Genomic DNA, 21,150 nt, shown 5'->3' with positions numbered 1-21,150 from the left:
TCGTGGAAGCCTCGCCGATCAGCCGAGACCAGGTGCAGCAGTGAGCAATGAACTCCTGAATTCGCTGAAAGCTCACATGCTGCTGTTGCTCATCGTCCTGGTCGGAATGGACGCAGCAGTTCACGTTTGTTTATCAGGTTTCGAGGAGGCTGGTGCGGGTGCACGAGTGCGAAGACGGCATCGCCAGCTGCTGGGTTGAACTGGCGATGCCTCCCCGAGCTGAGCTCTCCGGATAGACCGGCCTGGGTACCGACCGTGTGCCCCCTCACCGTGGATCGGAAACATGCGTGTTCCTCTGTCATCGAGCGAACGTGCCAGTGGTGGCAGAAATGCGCCGGTGGCGGCCGGAACGGCTGCGCAGCCCCCTGCAGGGCACAGCCGATCCGGCCTCGCCCAGCGTCCCATCATTCCGACCCCAGCGATAGCTGTGTGTTCACATCGACGAGAAACCCCGTCGGCGGGGCGGAAGCCACGTCGGCGGGGTCTCGACCACCGCGCAGGGGGTGCCGGTGGTGCCGATCAGTTTATCGGGCTACGCGCAGACAAGAAAAGATCGGATCTGCAGTACATCGATAGGAACGACTGGGACAGCGGCATCGTTCCGCCGCGGCGTGATGAGCACCGTAGTGCCCGCGATGCTGCGTACGTGTGCAATTGTCGATGCAGTGTTGCGCGTTCTGGTCCTCAAAGAATGTGTCGTGCCGGTCGCCGGGGTTGGTCTTGGCATGCAGCAGTGCGTCTTCGTCATAACCGTTGCGCAACGCCTCACGAGCGCCAGGGATCGCTCGTCACGCGAGCGCCTCTACCCGTCGAGCAACGTATGTCCCGATAGCCGGCCAAGGGCTTGCCTCACCAAGGTGGCAGAAACGCCACGGCGCCGCTTTGCCACATGGTTGAGGCACTGCTGGTCAGTGGCCTCTTCGTGCCTCAGGTCGAATGACGCAGGACACCGCTTCCTCGGGGACGTGTCGGATCCTGGCCTTCGTGCCGGTAGGACCCTCCCCCAGCGTTCCCCCAGCTCAGAAGTGGGCACAGCCAGACGGGGCCGCGTCCGGGAGTCGAGCCGGGCGAACCCCGCAGAAGTGGACTTTTTGTAGGATTCGACGGTGCCGACCACCCTGGGGGAAGGGGTTATTCGAGTATACGTTCGGATTTGCCTGAGTAAACAAACTTCGGGTTCGCACCGGCTCCGCCCTGAAGTGATGCGCGAGCATCGTGCGGGGGCCGATTCCCGCAGGGGACGTGGGGCCGTCCGTACCCGTCGGGGGCACTGATCGCATTGCGACTCGGCGACGCTGAGAATAGAACACCCGGGCAGAGGCGTAGCGTGGGAGCGGTCGTCGGCTTTCGGGTCGGCACGGTAGAGGTGCCGTCGGTTCAGTAGCGCAGCTGACGGTGCCACTATCCTCGGGTGTGCTCTCGACCCGAGTGAAACTACCGGATTTACGTACCATCCGGTAAGCCTGCTTCGGTTCGGCTCATTGCCCCCGTGAACTGGGTTCCCTGGCTGGTCATCGCGTAGATCGGTGCTCGGTTCTCCACCTCGGTCGCATCATCCGACCGCGACCTACGTGAGGTCCCGCCACCGCTCGACGACGATCGCGAGCAGGGGCGCGATGCCGAAGGAGCGTGCCCCTGCGACAGATCCCGGGTCCGTGCCGCCTCTGCGGTAGGACAGTGATGGCACCGTCCGCACTGCGGATGGGCACGGTCGGTGGGCTCGCCTTCACCGCGGGTGGCCACCTGGTGGTGGTTACCGTGCGGGTCATCCCCGGTGCCGGCTGCCATCGGGGGCGTGAAATCCTTATGTGATGACCGACAAGGACGCGGTGGCCGAGTCCCCGCTGATCCCCGAGCCGACCCGGGCGGATCCGGCCACGGTGTTCTCCGCGCTGGCCGAGATCTTGTACAGCGGCTCCGACGCGAGCGAGGTGTACGCGGCGATCTGCGTCGCCGCCACCCTGCTGGTACCGGGTTGCGACCACGCCAGCGTGATGTTGCAGCAGCGCGGACAGCACGTCACCGTCGCCGCCACCGATGACATCGCTGCCCGCATCGACGCATTGGAGCGACGCCTCGGACAAGGCCCGTGCGTCGATGCGATCACCGAGAACATCCCGCAGATCGACGCCGATCTGCGCACCGCCTCCCAGTGGCCCGAACTCGCCCGCGCGGTGGTCGAGACCACCCCGGTGCGCGCAGTGATGGGCTTCCGGTTGACCATCGACCAGCACAAGATCGGTGCCCTGAACCTGTTCTCCACCACTCCGGGCGCGTTCACCACCCAGGCCGCCGCCCAGGCCGGTGTGCTTGCTGCCTTCGCGTCGGTGACCGCGACCGCGGTCAGCCGCGATCAGGACATCGCGTCTTTGCGGGCCGGGCTGCTCAGCAACCGCGAGATCGGCACCGCCGTCGGCCTGCTGATGGGACTGGAGAAGATGACCGCCGACGAGGCCTTCGACGCACTGCGCCGCACCTCCCAGCAGATGAACCTCAAAGTCGCCGACCTGGCCCGCGCCATGCTCGAGCGGCACGGCCGCGCCCACAATCCCTGATCGTTCCGACGAAAGCGACCGCCCGGCGGTCCGCAGTACCGCCGACAGCGGCGCGGAAAACCCGGGTGTGCACCCACCGGGCTTCCCGCCGATCCACGCACACCGGGGGAGGAATGCGCGGACCGAGCGGCCCCGTCACTCCGAGGAGGGAGAAAAAGCGGGGACTGCCGACAAACACATATGGACTTTCGCCTCTAGCGTTACATCCAGGGACCACCCTGCGACTGACCCGGAGAATCGGTCCTGCCCCGCCCTCGCGGCGGCCCTGCCGTGCTGAAGGTCCTCGCGTCCTCGTCGAATGCCACCGCTCATCGAACCAAGCGATGACACAATCAGGCATCGACCTCGGCGGTATCGAGGAAGGGCAGGTGGCGGTGGCACGCGGGGTGATCAGGTGGTTCAACGGTGACAAAGGATTCGGCTTCATCGCTCCCGACGACGCCGGCGGCGACCTGTTCGTCGAGCACACCGACATCGACTGCAGCAACGTCCCCGTCTTCCAGGACGACCAAGAGGTGGAATTCGACGTGGGTGTGGGCCCGAAAGGGCGCCACGCCCGCCGGGTACGTCGGCTGTGAGTGACGACCCGAAGCGCCGCTCTGCTCGATTCCGCTGTCTCAGCGGGGATCAGCGGGGGTGGGGGCGTGGACGACCTGGAAGAAGAAGTCGTCGATGCGGCGGACCACCACAGCGAGCTGCGCAAGATCGACCGGTTTGACGATGTAGGCATCGGCCGGCAGCCGGCGGCTGCGCAGGAGATCTTCCTCGGCGACCGAGGCGGTGAGCATCACCACGGGAATGGCCCGCAGATCCGGATCGACCCGGATCCGATCCAGGACCTCGACTCCGCTACATCGGGGCAGGTGCACATCGAGGAGGATCAGATCCGGGCGGGGCGCCTCACTGTACGGGCCGTGCCGGTGCAGAAAACGCAGAGCCTGGTACCCATCCCGCACGACATGCACCCGGTTGGTGATCTTGTACTCGCCCAGGGCTTCGGCGGTCAACAGTTCGTCCGCGGGGTCGTCCTCGACGAGCAGAACGACGACGGGCTGCGCAAAGTCGGTCATCGTGCGTTCTCCCGGAATTTGCAGATAACGCATGAATGCCCGAGAAGAATGTGCCCCCGAGCGACAACCGGCGGGATGACCAGGCACGCAGTTCTCGGCGTATTGCGATGGCTACCCGGCTGTTCGGTTGCCGGTCGAGGGTCTTCACGAGAACGGTAGTACCGGGGATCGTTACGGCTGTCGGCTACAACGGTCGGTCGCGGCGTCGCTGTGAGCCGAGAGCTTCCTCAAACCGGCAGGGTAGAGCCGTCGGCCGAAGAGTAGAGCGATGATCGCCAAGACGTACACCAGTGGTGTGATTTGCAGCGCCCCGAGCAGACCCAGGCGATCGGCGAGAATGCCGACGATGAAGGGCCCGGTCGCCAGTCCGAGGAGGTTGTTGGCGACGGTGAGGCTGCCGAGTGCCGAAGCCCGTACCGATGGGTGGGTCAAGCCGGCCACCATCGCTGCGGTCGGACCGGAGGAGCCGGCGGAGAAGAAGGCCCCGAGCGCGATGAGGATCAGTTGCGCCGTTCCCGGTTCCAGTTGGAATGCAGTCCCGAGGGAGGTCAAGGAGATGGCGCAGAACACGATGGCGCTGGACCATTTCCGGGACGGATTGTCGCGGCCGACCCGGTCGGTGATCATCCCGCACACCACCATGCCCGTGCCGACCAGCAGCACGAAGACCGATGCGATCACGCCGGCCTTGTCCGGGGCCATGCCGTATTCGCGGTTGAAGAAGCTGGGAGTCCACGCCAGCAACACGGCGGCGGTGAACATCTGGAGGCCGCCCCCGAGATAGGCGCACCACACGGCGGGACTGGTGAACAGGGTCGAGACGGGTACACGGATCCGCAGTGCATCCGGCCGGGCAGGCATCGCGGGGCCCTGGTCTGCGGCGTGCGCCGCCAAGCGCCGCTCGGTGACCACGGCCCGGAACAGCGCGACGAGAATCAGACCGAGCACTGCCATGGCTGCGAACGACCACCGCCAGCTCAGGTGCACCGCGATGACGCCACCGAGTGAGACACCGATGACCGAGCCGAACGAGCCGCCGGCCATGAATGCGCCGCTGAGGGCGGAGTGCACCCGGGGCGCGAAGACGCTCAGGACCACGGCGATTCCGACGCTGCCGTAGGCGGCTTCGCCCACTCCGACCAGAAAGCGTGCAGCCAGCAGCTGTTCGTAGTTGGCTGCGATGGCGCAGAACAGGGTCGCGATGCTCCAGAGCACTGCCATCAGGATCAGGCTGCGTACCCGACCCCAGCGGTCGGCGAGGAGCGAGAGTGGGAAGGTCAGCAGACCGACCATGAGGGCGACGATGCTGGTGAGCGAGGCGAGTTGAGAGTCCGACAGGGCCCAGTCCGCTTTCAGGAACGGGAAGACGGCGCTGAGTACCTGGCGGGACATGTAGTCCGACAGCAGCAGCGCGAACGTCAGCGCGAAGACCAGCCAGGGATAGACGGAACGACGGCGTACCCGACCGTCTACATCGGTGTGGTGAGTGTCGACGTCGCCCTGTGGTGAGTCGGGAACGATGTCGACGGAAATGTCGATCGAGGGGAGTCGATTGGCCATGGATGCTCCTCGGGTGAGGCAGATGAGTGGTCAGGATGCGGCGCGGCGTGCCTGGTGGGCGTCGAGTTCTTCGGCGAGGATGGGGACGCCGAGATTGCAGGCGTGGATGCCGAGAACACTGACCATCTGCAGGACGGCGAGGATCTCGTCACGGGAGACACCGAGGTCGAGGGCGGCCCGGATGTGGCGACGTACGCCGGGCGCATACAAATGGGTTGCGGCGGCGTCGATGGCGATGCTGAGCAGTTCGACGAACTGCGGGGTGAAAACTTTGCGTTGGATGGGGATGGCGTTCATCGCCATGAACTGCTCGGTCCACTCCGGATCCCATTCGGACAGTTTGTCCCACAACGGGTTCCATTTTCCGTCTTGGTGCATGGCATCCAGTGTCGGAGTGGGGATGGGCTCGGGTCTTGTCACGCGGCACTCGTTTCACGCAGAGGGACGTGGGTGTGTCGCACACGTCTTCCGTGGCGGATGGTGGTGCATATCACTTTATCCGCCGTGAGGCCGAATGAATTATCCCGTGGGGACGTCAATCCATACATTTCGGGACAGTTACTCTTCCGAGCGTGCGCGCCATTCCCGGGGGGTCATGCCGAAGCGGCGGGTGAACCATCGTGAGAACCCACTCGGTGCCGAGAACGCCAGCATCTGAGATATCTCGGCGAAAGTATGTCGTCGACCCGCGACCAACCGTTGGGCCAGCTCGGCGCGGGTGGCGTCGACGACGCCGGTGAAGGTTTGCCCCGAGCGGGCCAGGTGGCGGTGAATGGTGCGCCGATCGACGCCGATGCTCGAGGCCACCTGATCGATCGAGCAACGCCCGGTCGGGAGCAGAAGTTCGACGAGTTCTTTCACGCGTCGATCGAGCGTCGGAGTCTCGGGTGCAGCATGTTCGTCGAGGAACTGCAGCGCGTAGTTGCGGAGCAGAGGGTCGGACAAGCGGTTGGGCTGATCCAGATCACTTGTGTACAGGACAATCCCCGAGTAGTCACCGCCGAACGTCAGTGGCGCATCGAAGATGCGACGGTGGGAGCTGTCGTCCTCGGGTCGGCTGTGTTCGAAAGACACCGACACCGGCCGCCAACGATCACCGAGCAGATGCTGCAGCAATTGGTGGATCACGGCGACGGCGAGCTCGGTGGATTGGCGGACGGGCATAGGTTCCCCCGGTTCGACGCGCAGAGCGATCCTCGACAATCCGTCGCGTTCGGTGACGTCGATGAACAGGGCTTCGTTGTAGGTGTGCTGGTAGCGGATCAGCATGTGCACCGCACTGCGGGCGTTCGGTTCCTCGCGGATTGCCACACTCAAGGGGCCGAGACTGGACAGGCGCCGCCGTTCGGCGAGCCTGAGTCCGACGTCCTGCCGGTTGGTGGCCGTGGCGGAGAGCTCCAGCAATCGGGCGATGGAGGCAGCGGGCACCCATCGATCCTGTAATTCGAGCCCGCTCGGGTCGAGATCCACGCTGCGCATCAGGGAAACCGGATCGATCGACAGGGACCGCCCCAGGTCGACGAAGCCGGTGAGGGAGGCGTATCGCGCCAGTGGTTTCGGCGAGACCATGGCTGGTTCTCCTTCTTCGAATTCAGCTTTGCCCGGATAACGCCTGGTCCCCAAATGATAATAAATATGTCCCGCAGGGATAAGCATTTCCTCGAGTATACGCCTACTGTCGTGTTATCGACATCACATCGTGCGAGGGAAGTAGAGCTCCCCCACATTCGAGGAGAATACAAATGGCGCATGCGATCCGCTTCTACGAGACGGGCGGCCCCGAGGTCTTGAAATGGGAGACCGTGGAGGTCGGCGAGCCCGGCCCCGGCGAGGTGCGGATCCGGCACGAAGCCGTCGGCCTGAACTTCGCGGACACCTACTTCCGCACCGGGATGTACCCGGCTCCGCTCCCGGCAGGAATGGGCGTCGAGGCGGCAGGCGTGATCGAGGCCGTCGGTCCGGATGTCACCGACTTCCGCGAGGGCGACCGTGTCACCTACACCGGCAGCCCCCTCGGCGCATACAGCACCGAACGGATCATGCCGGCCGACCACCTGATCGCGCTCCCCGACGGCATCGAGTTCGATACCGCAGCCGCGATGACCATGCGCGGACTCACCACCTCGTACCTGCTGCGCCGGATCGCCCCCACGCTGAAGGCAGGTGACACCGTCCTGCTCCACGCCGCAGCCGGCGGCGTCGGTCTGATCTTCTGTCAGTGGGCGAAGATCCTGGGCATCAACGTCATCGGCACCACGTCCAGCGACGCGAAAGCGGAAGTGGCACGGGCCCACGGCTGCAGCGAAGTCATCGTCTACACCCGGGAGGATGTCGCCACCCGCGTCCGCGAACTGACCGACGGTGTCGGCGTGCCGGTGGTGTTCGACAGCATCGGCGCCACCACCTACGAGACGTCGCTGAACTCCCTGGCCCGCCGGGGCCTGCTGGTCTGCTTCGGCACCGCGTCGGGTCCGATCCCCCCGATCGACGCCATGCAGCTCGCGGTCAAGGGTTCATTGTTCGTCACCCGGCCTGCATTGGCGGACTACATCGCCGATCCGGCCGAGCGGGCCGACCTGGCGAACGAACTGTTCGGCCATGTCGCGACCGGACGCATCAAGATCGGCATCAACCAGAGGTACACGCTCGCCGAGGCCGAACAAGCACACCGCGACCTCGAAGCCGGCATCAGCGTCGGCTCGTCGGTGTTCGCACTCTGACCTTCCCCGGACGCCCATTCATTCCCGTCATGCCCAGGAGGACCGTCATGACCACCACCGCCGACCGCACTCGGGACGAGACACAGTCGCACATCACCATGAATGCACAACCGCTGACCGCCAGCATCGGTGCGGAACTGCACGGCGTGGACCTCGCCGACGTGACCCACGACGACGAACGGTTCGCCGAACTGAAAGCGCTGCTGCTCGAACACAAGGTGCTGTTCTTCCGGGATCAAGAGATGAGCCGGGCCGACCATGTCGCCCTCGCCGAGCGGTTCGGCCCGCTCGAGGACCATCCGGTCCTCGGCAGCGATCCGGACCATCCCGGCCTGGTCCGCATCTACAAGGGGCTCGACAGCCCACCCGAGGCGTTCGAGAATTCCTACCACTGCGACGCCACCTGGCGGCAGAACCCGCCCATGGGCTCGGTCCTTCGCTGCGTCGAAGGCCCGGCCGTCGGCGGCGACACGATCTGGGTGAACATGGCCCTCGCCTACGAGCGGCTCCCCGAACACGTGAAGGAACAGATCTCCGAGCTGCGCGCACGCCACAGCATCGAAGCGTCCTTCGGTGCGCGCCTGCCGATCGACAAGCGCCTCGAGTTGAAGGACCGATTCCCGGACGCGGAGCATCCCGTCGTCCGCACTCATCCCGACACGGGTGAAAAGGTCCTGTTCGTCAACAGTTTCACCACACATTTCACGAACTTCCACAATGCGGACAACGTCCGCTGCGGGATCGACTACGCCCCCGGAGCAGGTGAGCTGCTCCGTTACCTGCAGAGCCAGGCAACGATCCCCGAATACCAGGTCCGTTGGCGGTGGACCCCGAACAGCGTGGCGATCTGGGACAACCGCTCCACTCAGCACTACGCGGTCCAGGACTACTGGCCGGCCGTCCGAAAGATGGAGCGCGCCGGCATCATCGGCGACCGCCCCTTCTGACCACCGAAATCTCTTTCCCCCAGTACTTCACGAACCGATCACAGGAGACTGTCATGCATTTCCACGACGATGCCTTGTTCCCCGAATGCCAGGAGAAGCTGGTCATCACCGCGGCCCCGTACGGACCGGAATGGGAACCGGACGATTTCCCGGAGGACCTGCCGCTGACGATGGACGAGCATGTCCAGCAGGCGGTGGACTGTTACGAGGCCGGTGCCACGGTGCTGCACATCCACGTTCGCGAGCTCGACGGCAAGGGCAGCAAGCGACTGTCGAAGTTCAACGAACTGCTCTCCCGTCTGCGCGAAGCAGTCCCGGACATGATTCTGCAGGTCGGCGGTTCGATCTCGTTCGCACCGGAAGGTGAAGGCGCCGAAGCGAAGTGGCTTTCGGACGATGTTCGGCACATGCTCGCCGAACTGGATCCGAAGCCGGATCAGGTGACCATCGCCATCAACACCAGCCAGATGAACATCATGGAACTGATGACCGCGGACGACATCGCCGGCACTTCGATGGAACGCCCGGAGCTCGCGACGACCTACCGGGAGATGACGGTGCCCGCCGGGCCGGAATGGGTCGAGGAGCATTTGCGTCGACTGCAGGCCGCCGGCATCCAGCCACACTTCCAGCTCTCGTCCATCCCGCAGCTCGAGACCGTCGAACGGCTGATCCGGCGCGGCATCTACACCGGCCCGCTGAACCTGACCTGGGTCGGTATCGGCGGCGGCTTCGACGGCCCGAACCCGTACAACATCATGAACTTCATCCAGCGTGTGCCCGACGGGGCATGCCTGACCCTGGAAACCCTCATGCGTTCGGTGCTGCCGGTCAATGCCATGGCCATCGCGATGGGGCTGCACACCCGGTGCGGCAACGAGGACACGATCTGGGGCCGCAAGGGTGAGAAGATGACCTCGGTGCAGCAGATCCGGCAGCTGGTCCGCATCGCGGGCGAACTCGGTCGTGAGGTCGCCACCGGCAAGGAGGCCCGCGAGATCTACCGGATCGGCGAAACCTACCGCGACGCCGACGAAACCCTCGCCAAGCTCGGCTACGCCCCCAATCGCCGTCCCGGCCAGGTCGGCTTCACCCAGCACGCCTGACACTGCCTCGATCGGTCCCCGTCGCCGGCGACGGGGACCGATCGAACCCCGTCTCCCACCCTCCCGGGCGAGCTGACCGCCCGGGTGGTCGGAGTGAACGGTAATCCGTTGCGAAAGAAATGATTTCGGAGAATGATGAACGACGACATCGAACCGACCGTGGTCATCGTGCCCGGCTTGCGCGATCACGTCGCCGAGCACTGGCAGACCCTGCTCGCCGATCGGCTCGACCGGGTGCGCACCGTACCTCCATTGGAGCGTGACCGCCTGAGCCTGGCCGCACGGGTCGCCGCCCTCGACGCGGTCGTGGCCGATATCGGCGGACCGGTGGTGCTGGTGGCGCACAGCGCCGGCGTTCTCATCAGCGTGCACTGGGCTCTGCAGACCACCCGGCCGGTCCGAGGCGCGCTGCTCGCGACCCCGGCCGATCTGGAAAACCCCCTGCCCGAGGGGTATCCCGGCCTGGATGATCTGGATCAGGGTGGCTGGCTTCCGATACCGCGTCGCCGCCTTCCGTTCCCCAGCATTGTCGCAGCCAGTAGCAACGATCCGCTCGCAGAGAAGCGTCGGGTCGCAGGGATGGCGGAAGTATGGGGCAGTCGATTCGTCGACCTCGGCGAGGTCGGACACCTCAATCCGGCGTCCGGTTACGGTGATTGGCCCGAGGTCGACGTTCTCCTGCAGGAACTGCTTCGGCGACCGTCAGGGGTCACGACATGACCGGCCTCTACGCCACTGCCGCGGAGGCCGTCGCCGATATCCGTGACGGTGCGACTCTCGCGGTGGGCGGATTCGGATTGTGCGGCATCCCCGACGTCCTGATCCAGGCCATCGCCGACACCGGCACCACCGACCTCGAGGTGTTCTCCAACAACTGTGGCGTCGACGGGCACGGTCTCGGAATCCTGCTGGCAGACAAGCGTATCCGCCGGGTCACCGCGTCGTACGTCGGGGAGAACAAGGAATTCGCCCGGCAGTACCTCTCGGGTGAGCTCGAGGTCGAGCTGACCCCGCAGGGCACCCTCGCCGAGAAGCTCCGCGCCGGTGGCGCCGGCATCCCCGCCTTCTTCACCCCCGCCGGGGTCGGCACCCCCATCTCGCAGGGCGGACTGCCCTGGAAGTACCACGCCGACGGATCGGTCGCCGTGGCGTCGCCGGCGAAGGAGATCCGCGAGTTCCGCGGCAAGCGGTACGTGCTCGAGGAGTCCATCACCGCCGACTTCTCGCTCGTCCACGCCCTCAAGGGCGACACCGAGGGCAACCTCGTGTTCAACAAGGCCGCGATGAACTTCAACCCGCTCGCCGCCATGGCCGGCCGTGTGTGCATCGCCCAGGTCGAAGAACTCGTCGAGCCGGGCGAGATCGATCCCGGCGAGGTGCACCTGCCGGGCATCTTCGTGAACCGGGTCGTGCACACCGGCGTCCAGGACAAGCAGATCGAAAAGCGCACCGTCAGCGCCGGGAAGGGAGCGTAGAGACATGACCACAGCTGTCGAGACACTGGGCTGGACGCGCACGCAGATGGCCGAGCGAGCCGCACGCGAACTCGCTCCGGGGGAGTACGTCAACCTCGGCATCGGGTTGCCGACACTGATCCCCAACTACCTGCCCGAGGGTGTGCACGTGACCTTGCACAGCGAGAACGGCATCCTGGGCACCGGGCCGTATCCGACCGAGGACGCCGTCGACCCGGATCTGATCAACGCCGGCAAGGAGACCGTGACGGTCGATCCCGGCGCGGCCTTCTTCGACTCGGCGCTGAGCTTCGGCATGATCCGCGGCGGCCACATCGACACCGCGGTGCTCGGCGGCATGGAGGTCTCGGCCACCGGTGATCTGGCGAACTGGATGGTGCCCGGCAAGATGGTCAAGGGCATGGGTGGGGCGATGGATCTCGTCCACGGGGCCCGCACGGTCATCGTGCTCATGGAGCACACCGACAAGCAGGGCAACCCGAAGATCGTCTCGCAGTGCTCGCTGCCGCTCACCGGTGAGGGCGTGGTCCAGCGCATCGTCACCAACCTCGCGGTGATCGACGTGACCGCCGACGGCCTCGTCCTGACCGAGTGCGCCCCGGGCGTCACCGAGGATCAGGTGCGCGCCGCCACCGGAGCACCGCTGTCCTCGATCGCCGAATCCACTGCCTTGTCCGAATCCTGAAAGCGACCCCATCATGCTCAACCTGTCCGTTCTTCTGGAGGATTCCGCCCGCCGGTACCCGCACCGCGATGCCGTGGTGATCGGAAACACCCGGATCAGTTACGGCGAACTCGACGCCCGCGCGAACCAGGTAGCGAACCTGCTGGTCGAGCGAGGTATCACGCCCGGTGACACCGTGGCCATGTCGTTTCCCAACGTGCCGGAATTCGCGATCGTCTACTACGGCATCCTCAAAGCCGGGGCCGTCGTAGTGCCGCTGAACATCATGCTCAAGAGCCGTGAGATCGCCTACCATCTCGACGATTCCGGCGCTCTGGCCTACTTCTGCTTCGAAGGCGGACCGGACCTGCAGATCGGCGAGGGCGGGCGAACCGCGTTCGCATCGGCGCCGATGTGCCGGGAGCTGTTCGTGGTCGGCGAGGGCGGTGATGCCGGAACCGGCGGCGTGCAACGACTCGACGCAGCTCTGGCGGGCCTGCCGGCAGAGTTCGTGTCGGCGGTGCGTGAGCCGCAGGACACCGCAGTGATCCTCTACACCAGCGGAACCACTGGAAAAGCCAAGGGGGCCGAGCTCTCTCACTCGAACATGGTGATGAACGCGATCACCGCCAACCGACTGTTCGACAGCAACCCGGTACGCCACGACACCTATCTGGTCACGCTTCCGCTGTTCCATTCGTTCGGACAGACCGTGATGATGAATGCGGGATTGTCGGTCGGCGCCACCTTGGTGCTCCTGCCTCGCTTCGACGCCCGTGCTGTGCTGGACGTGATGACCGCTGAGGGTGTCACCGTCTTCGCCGGCGTCCCGACGATGTACTGGGGCCTGCTCAATGCGGTGGACGAGAACGTCGACGTCGAACGGATCGCCGCGACGATGCGCCGGGCGATCTCCGGCGGCGCAGCGCTTCCGGTGGAGATTCTGACCCGATTCTCCGAACGATTCGGCGTACAGATCCTCGAAGGTTACGGGTTGTCCGAGACCTCACCGTTGGCGCTGTTCAGTGACCCGGAACGGGATCCACGACCGGGATCGATCGGGGTACCGGTGTGGGGTGTGGAAGCTCGGCTCGTCGACGCGAGCTGGAACACCCTTACCGATCCCGGCGTCATTGGAGAACTCGCGGTGCGCGGCCACAACGTCATGTCCGGATATCTCGGGCGACCCGAGGCCACCGACGAGGTGATGCGGGACGGTTGGCTGCGCACCGGCGACCTCGCGCGGCGGGACGCCGACGGCTTCTACTACATCGTCGACCGAGCGAAGGACCTGATCATCCGTGGCGGCTTCAACGTCTACCCCCGCGAGATCGAAGAAGTACTGATCACCCACGATGCGGTCTCGCTCGCTGCGGTGGTCGGGGTCCCCCACCCCACCCACGGTGAAGAGGTCAAGGCCTTCGTCATCCTCGAACCCGGTGCGCAGATCACCGAAGAAGAATTGATCGTCTGGTGCCGAGACCAGATGGCGGCCTACAAATATCCGCGAGCAATCGAATTCACCACTATCCTGCCGACGACCGCCACAGGCAAGATCCTCAAGCGCGAACTCGCCGCAGCAGAACCCCAACTGCAAGGTGTTCGGGGATGATCGGCGATCTGCACGTGACACCGGAATTGCCCGTCGCCGCACAGTCCGACACGACGCCCGAGACTACGCCGCGCGCGCATTCCCGAGCTATCGCTCTGACCGCTGGGATCGCGCTGTGCGTCGCCGGCGCCGGGACCGCGCTGTTGCTCGGTGGTCTGATACCGGCCGTGAACCCGATGCTGATCGCCATCGTCCTCGGGGCGCTGGCAGCCAATCTGGTCTCGTTGCCCGCGTGGATCCGGCCCGGGGTGGAATTCTCGACCAAACGATTGCTCCGTCTCGGCATCGCTGTCCTCGGACTCCAATTGATGTTCAGCGACATCATCGAACTGGGGTGGGGTGTCATCGGTGTCGTCATCGCGATCGTCACGCTCGGCATCACGGGAACGATGTACCTGGGCAGGCTCCTCGGCTTGTCGTGGACTCAACGAGTCCTCATCGCGTGCGGATTCTCGATCTGCGGTGCGGCTGCTGTGGCCGCCGCCGACGGTGTGGTCGACGCGAAGGACGAGGAGACCCTCACGTCCATCGCGCTCGTCGTCGTCTTCGGCACTGCGATGATCCCCGGTATCCCGCTGCTGGCACACATCATGGGGATGAACGATCTACAGGCCGGAATCCTCGCCGGCGGTTCGATCCATGAGGTCGCGCAGGTGGTCGCCGCCGGCGGTGTGATCGGCGGCAGTGCACTTGCCGTGGCCACTGTGGTCAAGCTTGCGCGTGTGCTGATGCTGGCCCCGGCCATGGCTTATTTCGGGCTCGTGCAGCGACGCCGTTGCCGCGAGAAGGGAACGAACGGCGCGACGGTCGGCACGCGACCGCCGCTGGTCCCGGTCTTCGTCCTCGGGTTCCTCGCATTGGTGGCAGTCCGGTCGTCGGGGCTGCTCCCCGACGTCGTCGTCGACCAGGCCGCGCTCGTTCAATCGGCCTTGTTGACCACGGCGATGTTCGGGCTCGGAATCGGAGTCCGGCTGAGTCTGCTGCGCTCGGTCGGTCCGCGGCCGTTCATCCTCGCCGCCGCCGCCACCGGGTGGGTGCTGCTTGTTGCGCTTCTCGGTGTGGCGATCGTGGCCTGAGCAGTCCTACCGAATCTCGGGTGCATGGCGCGTCGTACGGCGAGAGATCGTCGGGCTCTCCCTCGGCCCCATGTCGACCCAGCCATCACATCGCTTCTGTTCACTTCACGACGGGGTTCCCGCAAGGAGGATTTCTCATGGATCGGACCCTCTACGACCACGACCACGAACTTTTTCGGTCGTCGGTCCGTGAGTTCCTGCACCGCCAGGTCTCGCCCCGCACCGAACACTTCGTCGAGGATCGGGCGGTGCCTCGGGATGTGTGGATCGAAGCCGGCAAGCACGGCTTCCTCGGTCTGCGGATCCCCGAAACATATGGTGGATCGGAGGCTTCCGACTACCGATATACCGCAGTGATCACCGAGGAGTTCGCCCGGATCTCGGCCTCCCTGTCGTCGTGTCTGGGTATCCACATCGACGTCGTCGCCCCGTATCTGACCGAACTGACCACCGAGAACCAACGCCGCCGTTGGCTGCCGGGTTTCTGCAGCGGCGAAATCCTCACGGCCATCGCCATGACCGAACCTTCCGGCGGCACCGACCTGGCGAATCTGAAGACCACCGCGGTCCGAGATGGTAACGGCTGGGTGCTCAACGGATCGAAAGCTTTCATCACCAATGGTTGTTCCGCCGATCTGGTTGTCGTCGCCGCCCGCACCACCCCTGGCGCCGGCGCCCGCGGCATCACTCTGTTCGGAGTCGAAACCGGCACCCCCGGTTTCACCCGCGGCCGCAAGCTCGACAAGGTGGGCCAACCCGAATCCGACACTGCCGAACTGTTCTTCGACAACGTGCGCCTCGACGAGAGCGCTGTGATCGGCGAGGTGGACCGCGGTTTCACACACATGATGGATCGCCTCCCCCAGGAACGCCTGGGCTGCGCGGTCTCCAACATCGCCCACGTCGACCAGATCCTGCGTGAAACGATCGCTTATACCAAGGACCGCAACGCCTTCGGCCGGCCGATCGGCTCGTTCCAGCACAACAAGTTCCTGCTCGCCGAACTGGTCACCAAGGTCGAAGCCGCCCAGGCCTTCGTCGACCAGGCCATTGTGGCGCACGTCGACGGCACCCTCACTGCCGTCGACGCCGCCAAGACCAAATGGTGGTCCGCCGAGATACAGAACGACGTGCTCGATCACTGCGTCCAGTTGCACGGCGGCTACGGGTTCATGAACGAATACCGTGTCGCCCGAGCCTGGAAAGACGCCCGGGTCACCAAGATCTGGGCCGGATCCAACGAGATCATGAAAGAACTCATCGGCCGCGACCTCGGCCTGTGACCCCGCTATTGTCAGGAGTACACCATGCCCGAAGCTGTCATCGTGTCCGCCATACGGTCGCCGATCGGACGAGCACGCAAGGGCGACGCCCATCAACAACCTGCGCACCCACGACAAGCAGTTCGGTGTCGAGACGATGTGCGTCGGTGGCGATCAGGGCATGGTGATGGTGCTCGAACGTCTGAGCTGACATTCGGCCTGCCGAGCAGGATCACACCCGCTGGACGATATGGACAGCCCCAGCGCTGAGTCAGCGGGTTGCGCGCCTGCATTCATTCCGCAACAGGAACGAGAGCGTCGGTCAGTGCCAGGTGACGTCGATGCTGTCGATTGCGTCGAAGTGGAAACCGAACTGGTCACTGTAGACGTCGAACCCTTTGTTCTCGGGATAGTCGATCGTCGCGTGGCGTTCGAGGATGGCGACGACTCGGGCTTGGTCGTCGTTGGCAAGCGCCGCCGCCAACGCTTCCGATTCGACGGCGCTGAACGGGACGTCCGAGTTGCCGAAGTCCAGTGTGCGGGTGCGGTAGTCGTATCCGGCCTCATCACCGTTGCGTACATGGACACGGCCGGTGACGCGAATGGTGGCAATCTTCGGTGTGCCGTCGGGGTTGAAGACCCCGGCCTTACCCATGACGTCCTTGGCCTTGACGTCCTTAAGTTTCGACCGTGCGTCGTTGCGCAGTTCGTTGGTCTTGCCGGAGATGTACTTACGCACCGAGGAGGGGCTGCGGCCGATCTTCCTCGCTACCTTGTTCACTCCACCGAGCCGTGCGATGGCAGCGCGACGCTGGGCCAACTCGGCCACCTCGGCATGGGGGATGCGGCCTTGCTGAACCCAACGGCGCAGCGTTCGGTCCGATGGTGGAGTGCGACCGGCGTCGATGGATGCCTGCCGCAGTCCCTCGTTGCCGATCTCGGTGCGGATCTGTCTGACCGAGACTCGCGAGGTCAAGCCGGCCAGGCCTGTGCTGGTTTCCTGTGCCTTGGCGACACCGGCGGCTGCCGCGGCGGCGACGGTGACCTTCATGCCGTCGAGACCGACAGTTTTCTGCGGCACCGCTTTCGACCGGGGTTTCGGGAGGTGCAGCGCCATCTACTCCCCCTTGTCGGTGTCGGTGCCGTAGGCAGCGGCGATCGCCAGACGAACCTCGTGGGTGGTCTCGGCTCCTGCGAAGGCCAGCAGCATCTCATCGGTGAGATCGATGTGCTTTTCCAGGGTCATCTTGCCCAGCGCGTCGCTGTCGTCGGCAAGGGTCTGCCCCTCCCCCACCAGATACACCCAGGAGTCGGTCATGGTGCGGATCGGCCAGCGCCCGGTCTCACGGGCGATGCGCATCGCGACGCGACGGCCACGCCAGCGGCAGTGCGCCATGATCGCCGCTCGCCACAACGGCTGGTGGTGGTGGTGCATGCGAGTCGCGGTCCACATGTCCGGATTGACCATCCGACCGACATAGCCCTTGTAGCAGGCGCCGAGAAAACGTTTCATGGCAACGTCGCCGGTGCCGACGGCGACCGTGCGGGCCTCGCGCAACACTTTCGCCCACTTGTCCAGGGCGCGACCTTGTTCCTCGTAGACCCAGGCCTCGGTGACGTCGAGGTCGTCGGCATCGAGCCCCATTCCCCCGTCGGCGATGGGCGCGCACAGTCCGTCGAGACTGACGGTAGTGATCCATGTCTGTACCGGCCGGTCGTCGAGCATCGCCGGATGCGGTAGCGGCAGCTTCTCCGGTAGACCGAATTGCGCTGCGGCGGGCAGAGTCACGCGCCAGAGGCCGAAAGCCGGCTTGTCGACTGCTGCGGCGGCTGCGGCATCGTCACCGACGAGATTGCGGATCCGGCCGTAGCCGAACGACAGCATGCCCGCCGAAGCCAGATACGCGGCGCGCTGGTCGATGGTGACCAGCGCGGAGGCACCATCGAGGTCGTCGGCGTCGGGGATACGGGACCAGCCGGCGGCCGGTTCGAGGTCCCCGCGTGGGGCGTCGGCGATCGGTGGGAGGGGCCCGCCGGCCGTGACGACGATGCCTTTGCCGGTGCGGAGGCGTTCGCGACGGATCTTGTCCAGTACGGCGGCACCGGTGCGGGCGGGGGTCGGGCCCGGCAGGGTGTCGAGGTGCTTGACGGACCAGGCCAGGCGGCGGCCGAGTTCGCGGGCGGCGGGACGGTCGTCGTCGGGCAGGTAGGTACCGGCAGCGGGGTTGCCTAGGATGCCCATGTCTCCGACGCGGTTACCCCAGCCGAAGTCCTTGTTCCAGTAGGTCCACACGTAGGGCTCGAGGACGAGATCGACCATCTGAGTGGCTTTACCGACCTTGCGGAGGAGATGGATGACGTAGCCGGGATCGCCGCGCAGTTCCCAACCTGCAGCGATCAGAGGCGGCAGAGTGGCAGCGATAGCGTGGGTCAGCTCGGTCGCAGCGCGTTGGCGGAGTTGTTCGAGGTCGTCGACGTCGTCTTCACTGCCGGGGTCGATCGTCCAACCGAGCTGGGCGCACGAGTCGATCCCGACGAACCACACCTGTGCAGTGAGTCCGTGCGGAGTCAATGCTGCCCAGTGCAGCAGCTTGTCCAGCTTCTCGATCGAGTCGACCGGTCCGGTCAGACGGGCACCCGACGGTGTGTAGGTGGCTTCGGCGGTGACGATGATGGCGTGACCGTCCGCATCCTCGGTGACAGGTAGCGACTCCCATGGTCGAGACTCGGCCGGAAGATCCGGCACCTGGTCGGTGCCGGCGGCAACATCCTCGTCGGATGCGGCGGTGTCAGCGTCGGTGGCCGACAGATCTTCCGGCGGCGTATCGGGCGTGTCGGACGTCGGTTCTTCGGAGACAGGTGCCTCGACCGTCGGCTCTTCGGATTCGGGATCGAGATCGAAAAGGGCGATCTGGTCGTCGATTCCGCTCATCGGCTCACCACTGCAGTCCTTCTGCGATCCACCGGCGCCGTCTCCGAGTCGTGCCTACCGGAGCTCGAGCGCATCGATGAGCTTGCGGCGCTCGTCATCGGTGAAGTGCTTACGCACTGCCGCGGCAAGCACATCCGGATCTGCGCCGAGTCGTTTGAGTGCCTGAGCCACCTTGTCCACCGGCTCGAGCTTGCTCGCAGGCTCTTTCGGCTGTGGCTCCTCCGAATCCGAAGCCTCAGGCTCGACTTCGGGTTCCGGCTCAGAATTTTGTGCCGCTTGCCATGCCGCGACCTGTTCCTCGAGCGGAACTCGGGCCAGAGACCGGGCTTGACGAACGGCGAGATCGCCTGCGCGCAGGGCTGCTTGAAGTTCGGGTGCGAGTTTGAGCAGGGCGCGGCGCTGGGACACCCAGCCTTTGGAGCGGCCGAGTTTCTTCGCTGCTGCGTCGGCGCTGCCGAACTCGGAGACCATCAGCTCGACGGCCTTGGCTTCTTCGAGGACGTCGAAGTCACGGCGGTCGATGTTCTCACTTGTTGCAGCCCAGAGAATCTCTCCTCTATCGGTGGCGATGCTGTCGCGCAGGACGACATCGAGTCCGGGGCGCCCGTACTTCTGGGCGGCAGCGAGACGACGGTTGCCGTTGACGACGATGTACTCGGCAGTGCCGATATCGTCTTCGTCTTCGGGCCACAGTTTCAGCCAGGCTGCGCGGCTGACGACGGTTCCCGGTTGCAGTTGCCGGTCGACGATCGTAGCCAGGTCGGACAGGTCCCCGAGTTCGTCGCGTGGGTTTCTGGGGTTGGCAACGAGCCGGCCGACGGGAACATCAGCGAGCAGTTGACCTTCGACGGGCCGGGCAACAACCTTGTACGGTGTGGGAGTGCGCTTACGGTCTACCGGAGAGTTGTCGCCTACTGCTCCGACCAAAGAGGCGAAGTTTGCGCGCCCACCCTTGGGCGCCATCAGCGACCACCGTCCGCGAGCTCGAGACTGAGCTTGTAGAAATCCTCCCGGGCCTGCAGAGAGACGCGGTTGGCTTCGTACTCGGTGACGACCCTGCCCTCCGCGGCGGCTCGAGTGTGAACCTTGTAGTGCCGCACGACGGTTCGCGCAAGTGGCCACCCGTTGGCCTGGACGAATTCTCGTGTCTGTTCGAGGTCGACCTTGCCGTCCCGGGGGTCCCAGTTGTTCACAACGACAATGAATTTCTTACCGAGGGGTTCGATGACCTGCTTGATGGTCCGAGCCGTGGGGTCGAAGCAGAGCGGTTCGGGCTCGATGGGAACGATGACCAGATCGGCGACTTCGAGGACGGCGCGTAGGGCGTCGGCGGAGCTGCCGGTCCCGAGCACATCGGTGCCGTCGTCGGCGCCGGACAGATCGATCCAGCCCGGGGTATCGACATAGACGTGCTTGATACCGGGAAGTTTGTCGAGATTGCGGAGCACGTCGAGATTGTCGTGAACCTGGTCGATCAGGAACGGCAATTCCTGGACGCGGGAGGCCCACCAGACGGCGGATCCCTGGGGGTCCACCGAGATCGCTGCTACCGGGGACTGGACGTCGTCATCGTCGCCGGCGGTGAGAACGTCCGCTTTGACTGCGGCGAGATTCATTGTAAGGGTGGATTTTCCGACGCCACCCTTTTGGTTGAGCATGACATGAACAGCCATAGGTTACCTCCGTATGCTTCACCCCACGGTGGGGCTACTTCGGACTACGCTTCGCCATCTTCTGGCGGAGATGACGGTTGCGCCCGCATCGCCGCATCGGTGCTGATGCAGTTCGATGAGGCGCGCAACTCGTACAATAGACCCTTACAGGTCTACGGAACAACCTTTCGCCGTATCATCTCAGATGTGCTCCGCTACCTGACTTTGCACGAGGTTGCCGACCGTGTCGGTATCACCTACAACACCGCCAAAGGTTATCTACGGAAAGGTGTTCTGCCGCAAGCCGATGCGTCTATCGGTCCCCGATTCGGTTGGCTCCCTGAGACTGTCGACGCATGGATGGAAACCCGGCCGGGTCGAGGCCGACGAACACACGCGGGCACTCCCCCGACCTACGTCCGGCTGGGTTCGACGCCAGAGAATCTGTGACCGCTTCAGCGTGTCGTGAATGCCCCGGGACGTCGCGGGATGAAGCGACACTTTCCGCAGGAGACGAAA

Annotated in this window: 20 protein-coding genes; 12 read left to right on the top strand and 8 right to left on the bottom strand. The window is 64.9% G+C overall.

Annotation, left to right across the window (positions count from 1 at the left end; translation table 11 throughout):
• Window positions 1-40: 40 nt before the first annotated feature.
• The 3 genes from A8G18_RS22775 to A8G18_RS09860 all read left to right on the top strand — a co-directional run bounded on the left by A8G18_RS22775 (window position 41) and on the right by A8G18_RS09860 (window position 3,133).
• Window positions 41-199 carry a hypothetical protein gene (locus A8G18_RS22775; RefSeq protein ID WP_157100847.1) on the top strand — a complete coding sequence of 53 codons (159 nt, stop codon included), beginning with the start codon at window positions 41-43 and terminating at the stop codon, window positions 197-199.
• 1,612 nt (window positions 200-1,811) lie between these two features.
• On the top strand, window positions 1,812-2,555 hold the full coding sequence (locus A8G18_RS09865; protein WP_064063730.1) for a GAF and ANTAR domain-containing protein: 744 nt from the start codon (window positions 1,812-1,814) through the stop codon (window positions 2,553-2,555).
• 374 nt (window positions 2,556-2,929) lie between these two features.
• Window positions 2,930-3,133: a cold-shock protein gene (locus tag A8G18_RS09860; protein WP_064063797.1), complete on the top strand. Its 204-nt coding sequence runs from the start codon at window positions 2,930-2,932 to the stop codon at window positions 3,131-3,133.
• A gap of 39 nt (window positions 3,134-3,172) precedes the next feature.
• Here the strand turns inward: A8G18_RS09860 and A8G18_RS09855 are convergent, their stop codons facing one another.
• The 4 genes from A8G18_RS09855 to A8G18_RS09840 form a co-directional block, all read right to left on the bottom strand.
• Window positions 3,173-3,625 (bottom strand): response regulator, encoded by a 453-nt coding sequence (locus tag A8G18_RS09855; RefSeq protein WP_064063796.1) that lies wholly within the window; start codon window positions 3,623-3,625, stop codon window positions 3,173-3,175.
• Window positions 3,626-3,796: 171 nt separating this feature from the next.
• On the bottom strand, window positions 3,797-5,185 hold the full coding sequence (locus A8G18_RS09850) for an MFS transporter (RefSeq protein ID WP_084421667.1): 1,389 nt from the start codon (window positions 5,183-5,185) through the stop codon (window positions 3,797-3,799).
• A gap of 30 nt (window positions 5,186-5,215) precedes the next feature.
• Entirely contained in the window at window positions 5,216-5,563 is a 348-nt protein-coding gene (locus A8G18_RS09845) for a carboxymuconolactone decarboxylase family protein (protein WP_064063729.1), read from the bottom strand.
• Window positions 5,564-5,743: 180 nt separating this feature from the next.
• Window positions 5,744-6,754 carry an AraC family transcriptional regulator gene (locus A8G18_RS09840; RefSeq protein ID WP_064063728.1) on the bottom strand — a complete coding sequence of 337 codons (1,011 nt, stop codon included), beginning with the start codon at window positions 6,752-6,754 and terminating at the stop codon, window positions 5,744-5,746.
• A 173-nt stretch (window positions 6,755-6,927) separates the two neighbouring features.
• Between A8G18_RS09840 and A8G18_RS09835 the strand changes: the two genes are divergently transcribed.
• The 9 genes from A8G18_RS09835 (at window position 6,928) to A8G18_RS09795 (ending at window position 16,068) form a co-directional block, all read left to right on the top strand.
• Entirely contained in the window at window positions 6,928-7,905 is a 978-nt protein-coding gene (locus tag A8G18_RS09835; protein ID WP_064063727.1) for a quinone oxidoreductase family protein, read from the top strand.
• Window positions 7,906-7,952: 47 nt separating this feature from the next.
• Complete coding sequence (locus A8G18_RS09830; protein WP_064063726.1) at window positions 7,953-8,852, top strand: TauD/TfdA dioxygenase family protein; 900 nt, start codon at window positions 7,953-7,955, stop codon at window positions 8,850-8,852.
• A gap of 53 nt (window positions 8,853-8,905) precedes the next feature.
• Entirely contained in the window at window positions 8,906-9,958 is a 1,053-nt protein-coding gene (locus A8G18_RS09825; RefSeq protein WP_064063725.1) for a beta-keto acid cleavage family enzyme, read from the top strand.
• A gap of 135 nt (window positions 9,959-10,093) precedes the next feature.
• Complete coding sequence (locus tag A8G18_RS09820) at window positions 10,094-10,678, top strand: RBBP9/YdeN family alpha/beta hydrolase (RefSeq protein ID WP_064063794.1); 585 nt, start codon at window positions 10,094-10,096, stop codon at window positions 10,676-10,678.
• Window positions 10,675-11,433: a CoA transferase subunit A gene (locus tag A8G18_RS09815; protein ID WP_064063724.1), complete on the top strand. Its 759-nt coding sequence runs from the start codon at window positions 10,675-10,677 to the stop codon at window positions 11,431-11,433. Before A8G18_RS09820 ends, A8G18_RS09815 begins: the two co-directional genes overlap by 4 nt.
• 4 nt (window positions 11,434-11,437) lie before the next feature.
• Entirely contained in the window at window positions 11,438-12,118 is a 681-nt protein-coding gene (locus A8G18_RS09810) for a CoA transferase subunit B (RefSeq protein ID WP_064063723.1), read from the top strand.
• A gap of 13 nt (window positions 12,119-12,131) precedes the next feature.
• On the top strand, window positions 12,132-13,709 hold the full coding sequence (locus A8G18_RS09805; RefSeq protein WP_064063722.1) for a long-chain-fatty-acid--CoA ligase: 1,578 nt from the start codon (window positions 12,132-12,134) through the stop codon (window positions 13,707-13,709).
• Window positions 13,706-14,785 carry a YeiH family protein gene (locus A8G18_RS09800; protein WP_064063721.1) on the top strand — a complete coding sequence of 360 codons (1,080 nt, stop codon included), beginning with the start codon at window positions 13,706-13,708 and terminating at the stop codon, window positions 14,783-14,785. Before A8G18_RS09805 ends, A8G18_RS09800 begins: the two co-directional genes overlap by 4 nt.
• Before the next feature lie 137 nt (window positions 14,786-14,922).
• On the top strand, window positions 14,923-16,068 hold the full coding sequence (locus tag A8G18_RS09795; protein WP_064063720.1) for an acyl-CoA dehydrogenase family protein: 1,146 nt from the start codon (window positions 14,923-14,925) through the stop codon (window positions 16,066-16,068).
• A gap of 301 nt (window positions 16,069-16,369) precedes the next feature.
• On the opposite strand, the gene A8G18_RS09790 is transcribed toward A8G18_RS09795, so the two are convergent.
• The 4 genes from A8G18_RS09790 to A8G18_RS09775 are packed head-to-tail and all read right to left on the bottom strand — an operon-like array spanning window position 16,370 to window position 20,652.
• Complete coding sequence (locus tag A8G18_RS09790; RefSeq protein ID WP_064063719.1) at window positions 16,370-17,164, bottom strand: hypothetical protein; 795 nt, start codon at window positions 17,162-17,164, stop codon at window positions 16,370-16,372.
• Window positions 17,165-18,979: a hypothetical protein gene (locus tag A8G18_RS09785; protein ID WP_064063718.1), complete on the bottom strand. Its 1,815-nt coding sequence runs from the start codon at window positions 18,977-18,979 to the stop codon at window positions 17,165-17,167.
• Window positions 18,980-19,033: 54 nt separating this feature from the next.
• Complete coding sequence (locus tag A8G18_RS09780; protein WP_064063717.1) at window positions 19,034-19,942, bottom strand: ParB/RepB/Spo0J family partition protein; 909 nt, start codon at window positions 19,940-19,942, stop codon at window positions 19,034-19,036.
• On the bottom strand, window positions 19,942-20,652 hold the full coding sequence (locus A8G18_RS09775) for a ParA family protein (protein ID WP_026003342.1): 711 nt from the start codon (window positions 20,650-20,652) through the stop codon (window positions 19,942-19,944). The genes A8G18_RS09780 and A8G18_RS09775 overlap by 1 nt, the downstream gene beginning before the upstream one ends.
• Window positions 20,653-21,150: the final 498 nt, after the last annotated feature.

The sequence above is a fragment of the Rhodococcus gordoniae genome (assembly GCF_001646655.1).
GTDB classification, from domain to species: Bacteria; Actinomycetota; Actinomycetes; order Mycobacteriales; family Mycobacteriaceae; genus Rhodococcus; species Rhodococcus gordoniae.
The sequence above is the reverse complement of the archived record's forward strand: the minus strand, read 5'-3'. Positions and strand labels throughout refer to the sequence as shown.